This window comes from Pseudoalteromonas sp. GB43 (assembly GCF_054923805.1).
The window spans coordinates 116,958-133,668 of the sequence record NZ_JBPCHJ010000001.1 but is presented as its reverse complement, the minus strand read 5'-3'; the positions used below and the strand labels follow the sequence as shown (position 1 = coordinate 133,668).

Sequence of the window (16,711 nt, the reverse complement as noted above, 5' to 3'; positions counted from 1 at the left end):
AAATAATTCTGACTATAGTTATGCAAATATTCTCTAAATTTCTTCTACTCTCTATCTTCATATTTGGTGTGCTTTCATTTAATGCGCTTGCTAATAAGCAGTCAGCTGATTTTGAAGTCATTAATCTCGCTGATGATTTTTATACTTTATATCAGTCAAGCAAGACGTTGACTGCAGAAAATAGAGCAGAGCAGTTTTCTCAACATTTCACCTCTCAATTTGCGCCTTTTTATAGTGATAAAAGCTTTGTTAAAGCTATTGAGGGTTTCAGTGGAATAGAAGAAGTATATTTTTCAAAAAATAGACGTTTATCTAAAGAATTAAACAGCAGTATGGAATCATTTATTGCTACTTTCCCTGATTTCAAACCTGAAACCCCCATTTACATACTTCACTCATTAGGAAGGTTCAATGGGGCAACGCGAGTGTTAAATGGTAAGACTTACTTAATGTTTGGTGTAGACCTTATGGCCAAATATCATACCTGGAAAAACGATACGCCATTCTTTCATCACGAGTTATTTCACGTTTATCATGAAAAGTTATTTCAATGTAAGGATGAGCTATGGTGCTCTATTTGGACTGAGGGATTAGCTACTTACGTTTCACATAAATTAACTCCGTCAGCCAGTGATGATGAATTAATGCTAAACATACCTAGCAATTTGGTGAAAAAGATTCGCTCAAGGCAGCTCGATTCTTTCGTTGACCTTAAGAAAAAGTTTTACTCAAAAAAAACTGAAATATATTCTTCATTTTTCAACTTCGCAAAGGACGAGACAAAGCTGCCATACCGAAGAGGTTATTACCTAGGTTATATTTTAGCTAAAGAAATTGGCAAGAATTACAGCTTAGAGCAATTGGCTAAAATGGATAAAAAGACAGTAGAGAGCCTATTGCTAAAAGAACTTGATTTATTGATAAAAGCGGAAGACTAAAAAACGAAACAGCTAAACGACAAAACCCAGCCTAAGCTGGGTTTTGAGACAACACAATTCTGTGAGAACTTATAACGCTAAGTTCTTTTTCGCACGTGTTAAGTTGTGCTCTACTAGCTCGTTACCTGAAATTTGTACTGCTTCGTAAAAGTCAGACAATGCAGCAGTGTCGTTTTCAGACATGATTCGAGCTACACCGCGATTGCTTAATGCAAATGAGGTTAATTCACGACGTTTATAAGCAGGTACCTTGCTCTTGCTAAGCAAGCTGATTGCTTTAGAGCAAAGTGTTTCAGCTTCTGTAAAATTCTTTGCTTGAACACTTAACGCACATTGGTTAAATGCTAGTTCGTATTGGCGGTTTGTATCTACTGTTGCTTGTGTAGATTGGTCAATAACCATTAATTTGTAGTCACTTTGATCAGCCACTGCCATAGCTGAACAAGTTAATAATGAGCTAACTGCAACGCGTTTCATAAGTGTACTAAACATAATCATTTCCTCTATTTGAGTCGGTATCAATCGCCGACAAATGAACTTTAATTGAACACTACAAATTCAACAAACGATAAAAAATGACCTAATAGATGAAGAAATTTAACCTATAGACATTTTGTCTAATGTAATGAGTTAGTCTTATAGCTATCAGCTATCAGCTATCAGCTATCAGCTATCAGCTATCAGCTGTCAGATCTGTGATCTGACCCTGATAAAGTAGACACAGGGTTTAAATAGGTAATGTTTACGATAAAGAACAATAAAGGAGTTGAGTACGCAAAACAAACAAATTGTTGTTAATTAAAAATAAAATCGGTACTTTATGATGGTATGTGTAGTTGATGACTTAATTTATTCAGAATAAGCGTATAACCATGAAACTGATATTTGCGTTGTTACTTTTGGGACCTGTTATTGCCAATGCAGCTGAAGATAAAGTGGCTGTTTATCTAAATTTTGAGCAAGCTTATTTGAGCAACGATGTATCTTTGTTTGCGCCATTATTAAGTAAAAACTATACGATTAAACAAACATTGCATATTCCTGGGCTAGGGTCAGATACTGTGCCTGTTACTAAAGCACAGTTACTTGAAGGCATGAAGCAAAATCCAAAGCCTAGTTCATTACCGCGTTCAAAAGCTGAATCAGTCAAAGTAGAAACAATTTCATCAAATCAATTCTGTGCAAATTCACAAACTCTCGATCAAGTCGTCGTGGCTGGTAAAAACTACGAAGAGAAGGAACTAAGAAAAGCGTGTTTTAAACACGAAAATAACAGCTATGAAGCTATATCACATACCATTGATGTGTATTATCGAGAGCTTTGATAGAGATAATTAACATTCTGAAGTTTCCGTGTATCAAATAAACGTACTAACTGATATTAATTACGGACAAACCCTATAAATGAGATAAGGAAATAAATATGAAAAAACAGTTAGGTTTAGTAGCTGGAGTATTTTTAGCATCAACAAGTTGTTTCGCAGCTGATAGCTTTCAAGTTGAAACATCTGTTTATAAAGCGAATGAGCTACTAGCATCGCCAGTAATGCTGGTGGAAGAAAAACAACCTGCGACCATCTCTATAGGTGAGGGGTTTAGCTATGAAGTTACAGTGATACCACAAAAAGAGAATACGGCGGCTATAGAAACATCTATCACACTCGCTGGCAGCTATTTTACACCTTCTTTTGTTGTGGAATATGGTAAACAAGCGTCTTTCGAAATTGGTGAAAACAAAGTGAGTATTTTAGTAACCAAGTCGAAAAGTTAAATTAGCAATAAAAGACCCTCAACAAAATTGAGGGTCTTAAATCTATTATTTTAGATGTTTGAAAGTATCAAGCATCCATTTTATAAATAGCTCTAATTGTGCATTAGTTTCACTAGGATCGTGTTGCACTAAGTAATATTTATCTTTCGTTTTTAATGGCATATCGGTGAAATTAAATAACCATTGTTCATCAAACCAAGTCTGACTGATAGGCAAGGGGATTAGGGCAATACCCATACCCTGTTGTGCCGCACGTGCCACACCAAACATACTATCAACCTGAATAATTTGTTTTGGTGCAAAGTCATCAATACCAGCATGCTCTGCCCATTGGTGCCAAGCCCAAGGACGTGCTTTATGAAGTATAAGAGGAACTTCATTTAAAGCCTGAAACGGGTTTTCTTGCCATGCTTGCCAGTTTTCTTTATTGCAAGCTGGTGTATACGATAGCGAAAATAGCTCATGTACAACGCCTTCGTGCGGTTTAGATGAAGACAATACAATCGACAAATCGCTTTGCTTAGTCAGCTCTTTACGCGTTTTTAAGGTATTAAGCTGTAAGTTTGTATTTGGGTGCTCACTGGTCCATTCGCTCAGTTTTGGCATTAAAAGCTCACTGGCGAAAAACTCAGGTAGTGTAATACTGATCGTTACGTTTTCTTGTAACTGACTAAACTCATTAATGGTTTTTTCTAGCGCTTTAATAAGCGGTGATACAGAGTCATAAAAATTCTTACCAGCCGCTGTTAGGCGAATTGAACGGGTTTGACGTTCAAATAGTTCAATACCCAATTGTTCTTCTAATTGTTTGATCTGATGGCTTACGGCAGACGGTGTAAGGTAAAGCTGGTTTGCTGCATCTTTAAAGCTAAGGGTGCGAGCAGCAAAACAAAATGAGCGTAGGCCACGAATAGGTGTTTGCATAGTTAATTTCAGTAAGTCTCAATAGCGCTTGTTAGTTAATTAACTGCTAAGCAATTATTATCCCAAAATGTAAAAAAATAGAGAGTAAAGAATGAATATAGCTAACTCTTGCCATATTGTATAAAAAACAGCCTTTAATCGCTCGTTTAATCTATGTTTAGGCAAATGTTTAGTAAAAAAGTGATCTTAGCAGTTTTAGCTATTTCGTCATAGTCTCAGTATTAGATACTGCCAATTCACTAAAGCAGGGCATTTTATACTATTTATGTGACAAAATGGTGCGGCGAAAGGCTGACTTTAGATAAAAAAAATCCCTCTTGCGAGGGATTTTGGGTAACTCAGCGCCATTGGCACTGGGAATGAGGTCGGTACATGGGATGTGAGTGGTTTAAAAAACCATCTCTGGAACATCACCTTCAACAAGCAATTTGCCTGCCGTTTTGCTAATAATTTCATCTACCGACACGCCTGGAGCGCGTTCGATTAGATGAAATGCGCCGTCTTTAACTTCTAGTACGGCTAAATCAGTTACGATTTTCTTTACACAGTTAACCCCAGTTAGCGGTAAAGTGCAACTTTCTAATAACTTAGAGTCGCCATGCTTGCTTGCATGAGTCATCGTAACAATAATATTCTTCGCGCCAGCAACGAGGTCCATCGCGCCACCCATGCCTTTAATTAGCTTTTTTGGGATCATCCACGATGCGATGTTACCGTTCTGGTCAACTTCAAATGCACCTAATACTGTTAAGTCTACATGACCACCCCGTATCATGGCAAAACTATCTGCACTATTAAATATTGCTGCACCTGTGGCTGCTGTCACGGTTTCTTTACCCGCGTTGATCATATCTGCATCAACTTGGTCTTTGGTTGGGTACGCACCCATGCCTAATAAGCCATTTTCAGACTGCAACATAACTTCGATACCGTCAGGTACATAGTTAGCAACCAGAGTAGGGATACCAATACCTAGGTTTACGTAATAGCCATCTTGTAGTTCTTGTGCAACACGCATTGCAACTTGTTCACGTGATAATGCCATTTTATTGCTCCTTAATCGCGAGTTGTTACACGTTCAATGCGTTTTTCAAAGTCGCCTTTGATCACGCGATTAACATAAATACCTGGGGTATGAATTTGGCTTGGCTCAAGTTCACCTGGCTCAACAATCTCTTCAACTTCAGCAACGGTAATTTTACCTGCTGTCGCGGTCATCGGATTGAAGTTCATAGCTGTGTGGCGAAATACAAGATTACCGTAGCGGTCGGCTTTCCATGCTTTAACAATGGCAAACTCACCTGTAATTGACTCTTCTAAGATATACGGGCGACCATCAAATTCTTTAACTTCTTTGCCTTCGGCAACCGGAGTGCCGTAACCTGTAGCAGTATAAAAAGCAGGAATACCAGCACCACCGGCGCGCATCTTCTCAGCGAGTGTACCTTGTGGTGTTAAAACAACATCAATTTCGCCATCGAGTAGTTGTTTTTCGAAAAGCGCATTTTCACCCACATAAGAAGCGATGATTTTTTTAATTTGCTTATCGTGAAGTAAAATACCTAAGCCGAAATCATCAACACCGCAGTTGTTTGAAACAACGGTTAGATTTTTAGTCTGTTTACGCTTAATTTCACTGATAAGTCCCTCAGGAATACCACACAAGCCAAAGCCACCAGCGATAATAGTATCGCCATCTTTTAAACCTTCCATTGCAGCTTCATAACTTGAAACCACTTTATCGAAACCGGCCATGAGCCTACTCCTTAATTATTCTGAGTGTTCTTTAGAGCAAGTGATACCTTGCTGACAGGTTGTTTATTTAATGCACTGCAAATAGCCCAACCAGCTTTCGCCAGTCTTTCTAAATCAATTCCATGCTCTATGCCAAGTCCTTGCAGTAAGTAAACTACATCTTCAGTGGCAACATTTCCTGACGCACCTTTGGCATAAGGGCAGCCACCAAGGCCTGCAACAGCACTATCAACCGTTGCTATACCGCGGCTTAGGGCGGTGTAAATATTTGTGAGCGCTTGTCCGTATGTGTCGTGAAAATGTACAGCGAGTTTTGATTTATCAATATGTTGCAAGAGTAAATCTAATAACTCATCGACTTTTTTCGCCGTACCTACACCAATGGTGTCGCCAAGGCTAATTTCGTAACAACCAAGCTCTAATAATCTCTCTGATACCTTTAATACATCATTGTAGTCGACATCACCTTGATATGGACAACCCATGACGCAGCTAACATAACCTCTAACACGAATGTTATTCGCTTTGGCAAAATCCATAACATCCTTAAAGCGGTCAATACTTTCATCAATAGAGCAGTTAATGTTCTTTTGACAAAACGCTTCACTTGCTGCTGTAAAGATTGCAAATTCTTGTATGCCGACTTGTTTTGCCGCCTCTGCACCCCGTAAATTCGGGGTGAGGGCACTTAAGTTAACATTAGGCAAATTTAACGCGCTTATTACATCGCTAGAGTCAGCCATTTGTGGCACCCACTTAGGTGACACAAAGGCGCCTGCTTCAATATCTTTAAGCCCAGCATCTGCAAGGGCGTTGATAAGAGCGACTTTATCTTGGGTATTAACGGCGGCTTCATTTTGCAAACCGTCTCTGGCGCCAACTTCTACAATGCGAACAAAATCAGGAAACTGTGCCATTACGCCTCCGGCTCTTCAACAATCGCGAGCATATCACCGTGACTCACCAGTTCACCTTCAGCAAAGCAATAGCTGGTTAATACACCATCATGTGGGGCATTAAGCGTGTATTCCATTTTCATCGCTTCGATGATGACAACAGCGTCACCTTTAGCAACAGTACTACCCACTTCAACTAAATGTTTAACAACAGTACCATTGAGTGGTGCAGCAAGTGGCAACGCATCACTTTCGTGTTCACTAATATAGTGTTTATCAATCAGTTCTAGCACCATTTGCTGTGCTTTGTACATCACTGTAATGTGAGAGTCTGTTTGATTAGTATGAGCCACAACTTTTTCGCCATTAACAACTAAGTTTGCAAGGCCATTTTCAACCTTGCCCGAGGTTGTATAGTCAACCCCATCTAAGCTAATTTTAAAGCCATCTGATGTTTTAACCGCATGAACGTTTAAATCTACAAACGGAATTGTTGTTTTAGCATCACTGTTTAGCATAAAGCCTGTTAATTGTTGCCATGGGCTGCTGCTTTCACCTTTTAGTTGATGTGCATACGCATAGGCTGCCACAACGGTCGCAATAACAGACTGTTGCTCGTTTTTAGCAACAAGGCGCTCACCTTGGTCTTCAATAAAGTGCGTATCGGGTGCACCTGCTTGAAAAGTAGGGTGGTTAGCAAGATTATGTAAGAAATTAACGTTACAGCTAAAACCTGCTAGGTGGAATTGCTCTAGTGCTTTTGATAAACGCCCAAGCGCTGCCTCACGGTTATCGTCATGCACAATTAATTTAGCAATCATAGGATCGTAGAACGGGCTAATTTCATCACCCGCTGCAATCCCTGTATCTATACGTACAAATTCAGATTCGTTCGGTGTGAATAGGGCGTCAATGTGACCAGAACACGGAATAAAGTCATTACTTGGATCTTCTGCATAAATACGCGCTTCAAAGCTGTGACCTTGTAGCTGTATATCTGCTTGGCTAAGTGGTAATGCTTCACCTGACGCAATATTGATTTGCCAATTCACCAAATCAACACCGGTTACCATTTCTGTTACTGGGTGCTCTACTTGTAAACGGGTGTTCATTTCCATGAAGAAGAATTCATCACCGCATAATAAAAACTCAACCGTACCTGCACCGCGATAGTTAATCGCTTGGGCACAACGTACCGCAGCTTCACCCATTTCTTTACGAAGTGCATCAGATAAACCCGGAGCAGGGGCTTCTTCAATTACTTTTTGGTGACGACGCTGTAAAGAGCAGTCACGGTCACCTAAGTACACACAGTTACCATGGCTATCGGCAAAAACTTGTACTTCAACATGGCGCGGTTTGGTGACATAGCGCTCTAACAGTACTAAATCGTTACCAAAGCCGGCTTTTGCTTCACGTTTTGCGCCTTCAAGTGCACCGATAAAGTCTTTTGCGTGTTCAACAACTCGCATCCCTTTACCACCGCCACCAAAGGCCGCTTTAATCAGTACCGGATAACCAATTTTTTCAGCTTCAGCTTGTAGGAAATCTGTATCTTGATTGTCACCATAGTAGCCTGGCACTAATGGTACATTTGCTTGGTGCATAATTTCTTTAGCGCGGGTTTTTGAACCCATGGCTTCAATACTTGATGCTGGCGGGCCAATAAAGGCGATATCATTTTTCTCACACGCGAGTGCAAAGTCACAGTTCTCAGATAAAAAACCATAACCCGGGTGAATACAATCAACACCTGCTTGTTTAGCTACATCGATGATTTTGTCTGCTACTAAGTACGAATCTTTACTTGGCGCAGGGCCAATGTGATACGCCTCATCAGCAAGCTTTACGTGCTGAGCATGTTTATCAGCATCTGAGTACACTGCAACCGTAGTTAAGCCCATTTGCTTTGCTGTACGCATAACTCGGCAGGCAATTTCACCACGGTTGGCAACGAGAATTTTTTTCAATGATTTTGTTGTCATAATGGTTCCTATTTCTGCCAGTTAGGGGCACGTTTTTCAAAAAATGCAGTCAGGCCTTCTTGGCCTTCTTCAGATACACGTATGCGTGCAATGCGTTCTGCGGTTAACTCAATCAGTGCATCATCTATTACGTTGCCAGCGACATCATTGATTAGCTGTTTTGCTGCTTTAACAGCAACAGGACCATTGTTGATAAGGTTTTGTAAGTGTTTGTCGAGTGCTGTTTGTAAATCGCCAGTGATCTGGTGAATTAAACCCAGTTGCTTGGCTGTATGTGCGTCAAAAATCTCAGCCGTTAAAAAGTAACGACGTGCAGCGCGTTCACCAATAGCTTTAATGACATAAGGGCTGATAACTGCAGGAATAAGACCAAGCTTTACTTCACTTAAGCAAAATTGCGCATCGTCTTGGCAAATCGCGATATCACAACACGCAATCAAGCCTAACGCACCGCCAAATGCAGCACCTTGTACGGCACAAATTGTTGGATGTGGGCTTGTAGCAAGGACTTTCATAAGCTTTGCTAGCTGCATAGAGTCCGCTAAGTTTTCTGCAAAGTCATTGCCAGCCATCGACTTCATCCAGTTTAAATCAGCGCCAGCAGAGAAGTGCTTACCGTCGGTTTTTAAAACCAGTGCGCGCACATCACAGCTATTTGCGTGTTCAATTAAACGGATCAGCTCACTGATGACTTCTTCGTTAAATGCATTGTGTTTTTCTGGGCGACTTAGTACCAGTACAGCCACATTTGATTTTGTTATTTCGAGTGTTACTGACATAAGGCCTCCATTACATTCTAAATACGCCGAACTGCGAATCGCGCTCTGGTGCATTTTTAGCTGCACTTAAGGCAAGCCCTAATACATTGCGAGTATCAGCAGGATCGATAATGCCATCATCCCAAAGGCGGGCACTGGCGTAATATGGATGACCTTGTTTTTCGTATTGCTCGATAATTGGCTTTTTAAACTCACTGACTTGCTCATCAGTCATGCTTTCGCCTTTACGGGCTAAACCGTCTTGTTTAACTTGTGCTAGAACGCCAGCTGCTTGTTCACCACCCATTACAGAGATACGGGCGTTTGGCCACATCCACATCATGGTAGGTTCGAATGCACGGCCACACATACCGTAGTTACCTGCACCATACGAGCCACCAATTAATACGGTGAATTTTGGTACATCAGCACATGACACAGCGGTAACCATTTTCGCCCCATGTTTGGCGATACCTTCGGCTTCGTATTTTTTACCAACCATAAAGCCAGTAATGTTTTGTAAAAACACCAAAGGAATTTTGCGTTGTGCACATAACTGAATAAAGTGCGCGCCTTTTTGCGCCGATTCACTAAATAAAATGCCGTTGTTGGCAACAATACCGACTGGGTGACCAAAGATTTTAGCAAAGCCGGTTACTAAGGTTTCGCCAAAGTAGCGTTTAAATTCATCAAATGATGAATCATCAACAACACGGGCAATCACTTCGCGTACATCAAATGGCTTTTTAAGGTCGGTACCCACAATGCCGTAAATTTCGTTAATGTCGTAACGCGGCGGTTTAACATCATCAAGTAACGGTGCAGTAGGGCGCTGATAGTTAATTCGTTCAATACATTGGCGTGCAATCGAAAGTGCATGGGCATCGTTTTCAGCATAGTGATCCGCAACACCTGATGTTTTACAGTGAACATCAGCACCACCGAGCTCTTCAGCACTTACTTCTTCACCCGTAGCTGCTTTAACTAGTGGCGAACTGCTAAGAAAATAGTGCCTTGCTCTTTTACGATAATACTTTCATCAGCCATCGCTGGTACATAAGCACCACCTGCGGTACATAAACCCATTACGACCGCAATTTGTGGAATGCCTTTTCCAGACATACGTGCCTGATTATAGAAAATACGGCCAAAGTGTAATTTATCTGGGAATACATCATCTTGTTCAGGCAGGTTTGCACCGCCTGAATCAACTAAATAAATACACGGTAAATGACAACGCTCTGCGATATCTTGGGCACGTAGATGTTTTTTCACTGTTAGTGGAAAGTATGTACCGCCTTTTACAGTTGCATCATTGGCGATGATCATACATTCAACGCCTTTCACACGACCAATCCCAGCCACAACACCGGCACATGGAATAGCTTGTTCATACACGCCAAAGGCAGCAAATTGTGAAATCTCTAAAAATGGCGAGCCTTCATCAAGTAGCGTTTCAATACGGTCACGAACAAACAACTTACCACGGCCTTGGTGGCGCTCAATTAGGGCAGGGCCACCGCCTAAACGGATATCAGCTACTTTTTCACGTAAATCACTTACGAGAGCGGCCATGTTGTCGTGATTTTGCATAAATTGCGGATCGTGTGGATTTACACTCGATTTTAAAATCGTCATAACAAGGTCCTATCGGCTTTCAGTGAATAATTCGCGGCCAATTAGCATGCGGCGGATTTCAGAGGTACCTGCGCCAATTTCATATAGTTTTGCATCACGTAATAAACGACCTGTCGCGTATTCGTTGATATAACCATTACCACCTAAGATTTGGATAGCATCAAGGGCCATCTTAGTTGCCAGCTCTGCGGCATATAAAATCGCGCCAGCGGCATCTTTACGCGTTGTTTCGCCGCGGTCACATGCACGAGCTACCGTGTAAACGTATGAACGAGCTGCATTCATTTGCGTGTACATGTCAGCAATTTTGCCTTGAATAAGTTGGAATTGACCTATTGGGCTATCAAATTGTTTACGCTCATGAATATAAGGAACCACAATGTCCATACATGCTTGCATAATGCCAAGCGGGCCAGCAGCTAAAACAACACGCTCATAATCAAGGCCACTCATAAGTACTTTTACACCTTCGTTTAAGTTACCTAGAATGTTTTCTGCTGGTACTTCGCAGTTCTCGAAAACTAATTCACAGGTGTTAGAGCCACGCATACCAAGTTTGTCTAGCTTCTGCGCAGTAGAAAATCCTGGTGTGTTACGTTCAACGATGAACGCTGTGATCCCTTTAGGGCCGGCATTTAAATCTGTTTTTGCATAGATAACAAAGGTATCGGCATCTGGACCATTGGTGATCCACATCTTGTTACCGTTAAGTACAAACACATCGCCTTTTTTCTCAGCTTTTAATTTCATTGATACAACATCAGAACCCGCATTTGGCTCACTCATCGCAAGGGCACCAATGTGCTCACCGCTGATAAGCTTAGGCAGGTATTTTTCTTTTTGAGCCTGTGACCCATTACGGTTAATTTGGTTAACACATAGGTTTGAATGAGCACCATAACTTAAACCAATCGATGCGCTTGCACGGCTAATTTCTTCCATTGCAATAACATGCTCAAGGTAACCAAAGTCCGCACCGCCAAATTCTTCAGGTACTGTCATACCTAATAAACCCATTTCGCCAAGCTGTGGCCAAAGTTGATTAGGGAAGGCATTGTCTACGTCTGTTTGTTCTGCAAGTGGGGCAATTTCTTGGCTCGCAAAGCTATTAACATGATCGCGGATCATGTCTGCTGTTTCGCCAAGTCCGAAGTTCATTTCTTTGTATAGTGAAATAGTGCTCATAATGTGTGTTCCTGTGAGAGTCTGTTGACGAGATTGTTGTCAGGTTATTCGTCTAAATTATTAAGGGTTTCACGACAGCGGCGTTCTGCTGTAACCAATTCCATCAGTACAACTTTAATGTCGTCCATCTGTTGGCTTAGGTCTGCTTTTTTTTCTGCGATAAGGTCAAGCATAGTCACTAGCTGCTTAGCGCTTGATTTATCTGCGTCGTACAGTTCAAACAAACGGCCCGTTTCGGCCAAGGTAAAACCTAAGCGTTTACCGCGTAGAATAAGTTTTAGTCTTACTTTGTCGCGTTTTGAATAAATACGGGTTTGACCATTGCGATCAGGTGAGATCAGGCCTTGGTCTTCATAAAAGCGGATAGAGCGGGTGGTAATATCAAATTCTTTTGCTAGTTCGCTGATACTAAACGTTTGCTCATTGCTAGCAGGTTCAACTGCTGCGCTTTCAAAGTTTGTTTGATTGTCTTGTTTCATGATTTATTTACCTCATTCGAATAACACCAATATAAGTGAAGTTTACGTAAAGGTAAAGGGTGATTTGGTAGTTATACTTTAGACTTATAAAGATAACTGGTTGGATTTGTTGAAAAGCTTTATTTATCTAGCCTTGTAAGCAAATGTTCGATTTTTCATACAACAAAATACAGATAAGTTTACAGTTTTAACAGCCGCAAAAATGTTGATTTTAGATTTACGTTGGCGTAAACGTAAATATTATGTATGCTGAATTAAATCGAAATTAAACTATAACAAATTAACTGTTTGGTTACACATGATTTGAACACATGATGATAACCACTTACATGGAGCCAATTATGACTACTGAAGCCGTTGTTATTGTTGCCGCAAAACGCACCCCTATGGGTGGTTTTATGGGCGCACTAAGTGGTGCACACGCAACTGATTTAGGTGCTACAGCTATTAAAAGTAGCTTAGAGCAAGCCGGTTTATCTGCCGATAAGATTGACGAAGTGATCATGGGCTGCGTATTACCAGCTGGTCTTGGTCAAGCACCTGCACGCCAAGCAATGTTAAAAGCGGGTCTTAATCAAGGTACTGGCGCTACAACAATCAACAAAGTATGTGGTTCTGGCTTAAAAGCTGCAATGTTTGCCCATGACTTAATTAAATCAGGCTCTATCAACTCAGCGGTTGCTGGTGGCATGGAAAGCATGAGTAATGCCCCTTATATGTTACCAAATGCACGTTCAGGTATGCGTATGGGTCATGGCGAAGTAAAAGATCACATGATGTGTGATGACCTTGAAGATGCTTACGACAACAAAGCAATGGGTTGTTTTGCACAAGACACTGCTGATCAGTATTCAATTGGTCGTGAACAAATGGATAACTTTGCGCTTAGCTCACTAACTAAAGCGAATAGTGCGATTGAAACCGGCGCATTTGCAAACGAGATTGCCGCGCACACTATTTCTACACGCAAAGGTGATGTGACCGTTGCGATTGATGAGCAACCAGGCAATGCACGTCCTGATAAAATCCCGGGTTTACGTCCTGCATTCAAAAAAGACGGTACGATTACAGCTGCAAACTCGTCATCAATTTCTGATGGTGCAGCAGCGCTTGTGTTAATGCGTGAATCAGATGCTAAAGCACAAGGTTTAACACCACTGTGTCGTATTGTTGCTCACAGCACACATTCTCAAGCACCAAGTGAATTTACTTTAGCACCGGTTGGCGCAATGCAATCGCTTTTAGAAAAAGCCGGTTGGTCTGTTAATGATGTTGATTTATGGGAAATCAACGAAGCGTTTGCCATGGTGACTATGCTTGCAATTAACGAGTTAAAACTTGATGAAAGCAAAGTAAACGTAAACGGCGGTGCCTGTGCACTTGGTCACCCTATTGGTGCAAGCGGCGCGCGTATCTTAGTTACCTTAATTCATGCATTAAAAAATCGTGGTCTTAGCAAAGGTGTTGCCTCACTGTGTATCGGTGGTGGTGAAGCTGTTGCTATGGCTGTTGAAGCTATTTAATCGCTTTAGAATTTTAATCTCTCACAGCCGCAACGTATTTTAAAAACTATCATGTTGCGGCCTCTTTATACCCACTGGGGAGGAGTGCCTCATGCACCAAGTACCTTTATTTATCAACGGCGAATTTACCCAATCAAGTTCATCGCAGCTGATTGATGTTATCAATCCTGCAAACCAAGAAGTGTTAGCCCAAGTTCCGTGTGCAACGGATGCTGAAATGGATGCAGCCATTGCCTCTGCAAAAGAAACATTTAAAACATGGAAAGAAGTGCCAATTTCTGAGCGTGCGCGCATTATGATGAAATACGCAGCACTACTAAAAGAAAACCATGACGAACTTGCGACGATTATTTGTCATGAGCTGGGTAAAACATTTGAAGATGCCAAAGGCGATGTTTGGCGTGGTATTGAAGTGGTTGAGCAAGCAGCCAATGCACCATCTCTGATGATGGGCGAAACAATGGAAAACGTAGCGCGTAAAATCGATACTTACTCTTACATGCAACCACTAGGTGTATGTGCGGGTATTACGCCATTTAATTTCCCTGCGATGATCCCTTTATGGATGTTCCCACTAGCTATTGTGTGTGGTAACACCTTTATTCTGAAACCATCAGAGCAAGATCCACTAACACCGATGCGTTTAGCTGAACTATTTGTTGAAGCGGGCGCGCCAAAAGGGGTGTTACAAGTTGTTCACGGTACAAAACCACAAGTTGACCGTTTATTAGAAGACCCAGCAGTACGTGCTATTTCATTTGTTGGTTCGTGTGGTGTAGGTGAATACATCTATTCAAAAGGCACAGCAAACCTTAAACGCGTACAAGCTTGTGTAGGTGCAAAAAACCACATGGTTATTATGCCAGATGCCAGTAAATCGCATGTTGTAAACAACCTAGTCGGTGCGTCTGTAGGTGCTGCGGGTCAGCGCTGTATGGGTATTTCGGTTGCTGTGTTTGTTGGTCAAGCAAAAGACTGGGTTGACGAAATTAAAGCAGGCTTTGAAAACGTACGCCCAGGTGTATGGGATGATGCCTACGCGGCTTACGACCACAAACATCAAAAGCTGCTAAAGACCGTATTTTATCACTTATCGCAAGTGGTAAAGAACAAGGTGCAACGTGCTTAATTGATGGCTCTGACTTTACTGTTGAAGGTTACGAGCAAGGTAACTGGGTTGGTCCAACGCTATTTACTGATGTAACCACCGAGATGGATTTATACAAAGAAGAGATCTTTGGTCCTGTATTGGCTTGTATGTTCGTAGATACTCTTGAAGAGGCGATTGAGCTTATCAATAACTCGCCTTACGGTAACGGTACTTCGTTATTTACATCAAGTGGCGCTGCTGCACGTAAATTCCAACATGAAATCGAAGTAGGTCAAGTTGGTATCAATGTGCCAATTCCTGTGCCACTCCCGTTTTTCTCTTTCACAGGTTGGAAAGGCTCATTCTACGGCGACCAACACACCTACGGTAAGCAAGGTATTCGTTTTTACACAGAAACGAAAACAATTACTTCACGTTGGTTCGAGGATGATATCGCCTCAGGTCCTAACATGAGTATTAACCTTAAATAAGCCGTAATTAATTTACTGCTGAGCGAGCACACGCTCGCTCAAAGAACACACATTTAAACGACAACAATCGTTTTTCACACAAGAATAAGACAACAAAATAGAGGTCTACTATGGACTTTAATTTAACCGAAGATCAGCAAGCGTTTGCTGAAACAGCCCGTCAGTTTGCAGAGTCAGAACTTGCTCCACATGCAGCTAAGTGGGACCAAGAACACATTTTCCCGAAAGACACCATTAAAGCAGCCGGTGAGCTAGGCTTTTGTGGTTTATATACCCCTGAAGAAGCGGGTGGCTTAGGTTTATCTCGCCTAGATTCAAGCATTATTTTCGAACAGCTTGCCATGGGTTGTACCGCAACCACCGCTATGTTGACCATTCATAATATGGCAACCTGGATGATTGCAAGCTTTGGTACTGAGGACGTTAAAGCCCAGTACTGCGAACAATTAGTGATGGGTGAGTTACTTGCTTCTTATTGTTTAACAGAGCCTGGCTCTGGCTCTGATGCAGCATCACTAAAAACCAAAGCAGTTAAAGGGGGCGATGAGTATGTGATCTCAGGCTCTAAAATGTTTATTTCGGGTGCTGGTGAAACTGATTTACTTGTAGTTATGGCTCGCACAGGTGGTGAAGGCGCAGCCGGTATTTCGGCATTTGTTGTGCCTGCAGATGCTGCAGGTATTGAATACGGTAAAGCTGAAGAAAAAATGGGCTGGAATGCACAGCCAACACGTTTAATTAGCTTTGAAGGTGTCAGAATTCCTGCGGCTAACTTACTAGGCCAAGAAGGCGAAGGCTTTAAGTTTGCAATGCAAGGCTTAGATGGTGGCCGAATTAATATTGCTACCTGTTCATTAGGTACAGCACAAGCAGCTCTTAATACTGCGCGCGAATACTTAAAAGAACGTGAGCAATTTGGCAAGCCTTTAGCTGCTTTCCAAGCACTGCAATTTAAGATTGCTGATATGAACACCGAGCTTGTTGCCGCTCGTCAAATGGTGCGCTTAGCCGCATTTAAACTAGATACCGGTGACAGCGAAAAAACCACTTACTGCGCGATGGCAAAACGTTTTGCTACAGATGTTGGTTTTAAAGTCTGTGACGACGCACTACAAATTCACGGCGGTTACGGTTACATCAAAGAATACCCATTAGAGCGTCATTTTAGAGACGTCCGTGTGCATCAAATTCTTGAAGGCACAAACGAAATCATGCGTGTGATTATCGCACGCCGTATCTTAGCTGAGTCAGCTGGCGACATTCTATAAGGAGCAACCA

14 protein-coding genes and 2 pseudogenes are annotated in these 16,711 nt (G+C 41.7%); 6 read left to right on the top strand and 10 right to left on the bottom strand.

What is annotated here, in order from left to right:
* Window positions 1–20 precede the first annotated feature (20 nt).
* Window positions 21–938 (top strand): DUF5700 domain-containing putative Zn-dependent protease, encoded by a 918-nt coding sequence (locus tag ACRWSG_RS00715; protein ID WP_235376663.1) that lies wholly within the window; start codon window positions 21–23, stop codon window positions 936–938.
* A gap of 69 nt (window positions 939–1,007) precedes the next feature.
* Here ACRWSG_RS00715 and ACRWSG_RS00710 read toward each other — a convergent pair whose 3' ends face one another.
* Window positions 1,008–1,430 carry a hypothetical protein gene (locus ACRWSG_RS00710; RefSeq protein ID WP_235376662.1) on the bottom strand — a complete coding sequence of 141 codons (423 nt, stop codon included), beginning with the start codon at window positions 1,428–1,430 and terminating at the stop codon, window positions 1,008–1,010.
* Window positions 1,431–1,810: 380 nt separating this feature from the next.
* On the opposite strand from ACRWSG_RS00710, the gene ACRWSG_RS00705 reads away from it, so the two are divergent.
* Together ACRWSG_RS00705 and ACRWSG_RS00700 are read left to right on the top strand one after the other, a co-directional pair.
* A complete protein-coding gene (locus ACRWSG_RS00705) occupies window positions 1,811–2,263 on the top strand; it encodes a hypothetical protein (RefSeq protein ID WP_462165358.1) in 453 nt (150 codons plus the stop codon).
* 98 nt (window positions 2,264–2,361) lie between these two features.
* Complete coding sequence (locus ACRWSG_RS00700) at window positions 2,362–2,709, top strand: hypothetical protein (protein WP_166340177.1); 348 nt, start codon at window positions 2,362–2,364, stop codon at window positions 2,707–2,709.
* Between the two features lie 45 nt (window positions 2,710–2,754).
* On the opposite strand, the gene ACRWSG_RS00695 is transcribed toward ACRWSG_RS00700, so the two are convergent.
* From ACRWSG_RS00695 to ACRWSG_RS00655, 9 genes and pseudogenes are all read right to left on the bottom strand, one after another.
* Entirely contained in the window at window positions 2,755–3,633 is an 879-nt protein-coding gene (locus ACRWSG_RS00695; protein WP_054553795.1) for a LysR family transcriptional regulator, read from the bottom strand.
* A 388-nt stretch (window positions 3,634–4,021) separates the two neighbouring features.
* Window positions 4,022–4,678: a 3-oxoacid CoA-transferase subunit B gene (locus ACRWSG_RS00690; RefSeq protein ID WP_054553796.1), complete on the bottom strand. Its 657-nt coding sequence runs from the start codon at window positions 4,676–4,678 to the stop codon at window positions 4,022–4,024.
* 11 nt (window positions 4,679–4,689) lie between these two features.
* Window positions 4,690–5,388 carry a CoA transferase subunit A gene (locus ACRWSG_RS00685; protein ID WP_462165357.1) on the bottom strand — a complete coding sequence of 233 codons (699 nt, stop codon included), beginning with the start codon at window positions 5,386–5,388 and terminating at the stop codon, window positions 4,690–4,692.
* 11 nt (window positions 5,389–5,399) lie between these two features.
* Complete coding sequence (locus ACRWSG_RS00680; RefSeq protein WP_462165356.1) at window positions 5,400–6,305, bottom strand: hydroxymethylglutaryl-CoA lyase; 906 nt, start codon at window positions 6,303–6,305, stop codon at window positions 5,400–5,402.
* A complete protein-coding gene (locus ACRWSG_RS00675) occupies window positions 6,305–8,269 on the bottom strand; it encodes an acetyl/propionyl/methylcrotonyl-CoA carboxylase subunit alpha (protein WP_194441485.1) in 1,965 nt (654 codons plus the stop codon). The genes ACRWSG_RS00680 and ACRWSG_RS00675 overlap by 1 nt, the downstream gene beginning before the upstream one ends.
* A gap of 8 nt (window positions 8,270–8,277) precedes the next feature.
* Entirely contained in the window at window positions 8,278–9,048 is a 771-nt protein-coding gene (locus ACRWSG_RS00670; RefSeq protein ID WP_199529643.1) for an enoyl-CoA hydratase/isomerase family protein, read from the bottom strand.
* A gap of 10 nt (window positions 9,049–9,058) precedes the next feature.
* Window positions 9,059–10,602, bottom strand: a pseudogene (locus tag ACRWSG_RS00665) (carboxyl transferase domain-containing protein).
* A gap of 72 nt (window positions 10,603–10,674) precedes the next feature.
* Window positions 10,675–11,850, bottom strand: a complete 1,176-nt coding sequence (locus tag ACRWSG_RS00660) for an isovaleryl-CoA dehydrogenase (RefSeq protein ID WP_462165355.1) — start codon at window positions 11,848–11,850, stop codon at window positions 10,675–10,677.
* 44 nt (window positions 11,851–11,894) lie between these two features.
* Complete coding sequence (locus ACRWSG_RS00655; RefSeq protein WP_054553803.1) at window positions 11,895–12,329, bottom strand: MerR family transcriptional regulator; 435 nt, start codon at window positions 12,327–12,329, stop codon at window positions 11,895–11,897.
* A gap of 341 nt (window positions 12,330–12,670) precedes the next feature.
* On the opposite strand from ACRWSG_RS00655, the gene ACRWSG_RS00650 reads away from it, so the two are divergent.
* From ACRWSG_RS00650 to ACRWSG_RS00640, 3 genes and pseudogenes are all read left to right on the top strand, one after another.
* Window positions 12,671–13,852: a thiolase family protein gene (locus tag ACRWSG_RS00650; RefSeq protein ID WP_462165354.1), complete on the top strand. Its 1,182-nt coding sequence runs from the start codon at window positions 12,671–12,673 to the stop codon at window positions 13,850–13,852.
* Window positions 13,853–13,943: 91 nt separating this feature from the next.
* Window positions 13,944–15,433: pseudogene (locus tag ACRWSG_RS00645) on the top strand (CoA-acylating methylmalonate-semialdehyde dehydrogenase).
* A gap of 110 nt (window positions 15,434–15,543) precedes the next feature.
* Entirely contained in the window at window positions 15,544–16,701 is a 1,158-nt protein-coding gene (locus ACRWSG_RS00640; protein WP_462165353.1) for an acyl-CoA dehydrogenase family protein, read from the top strand.
* Window positions 16,702–16,711: the final 10 nt, after the last annotated feature.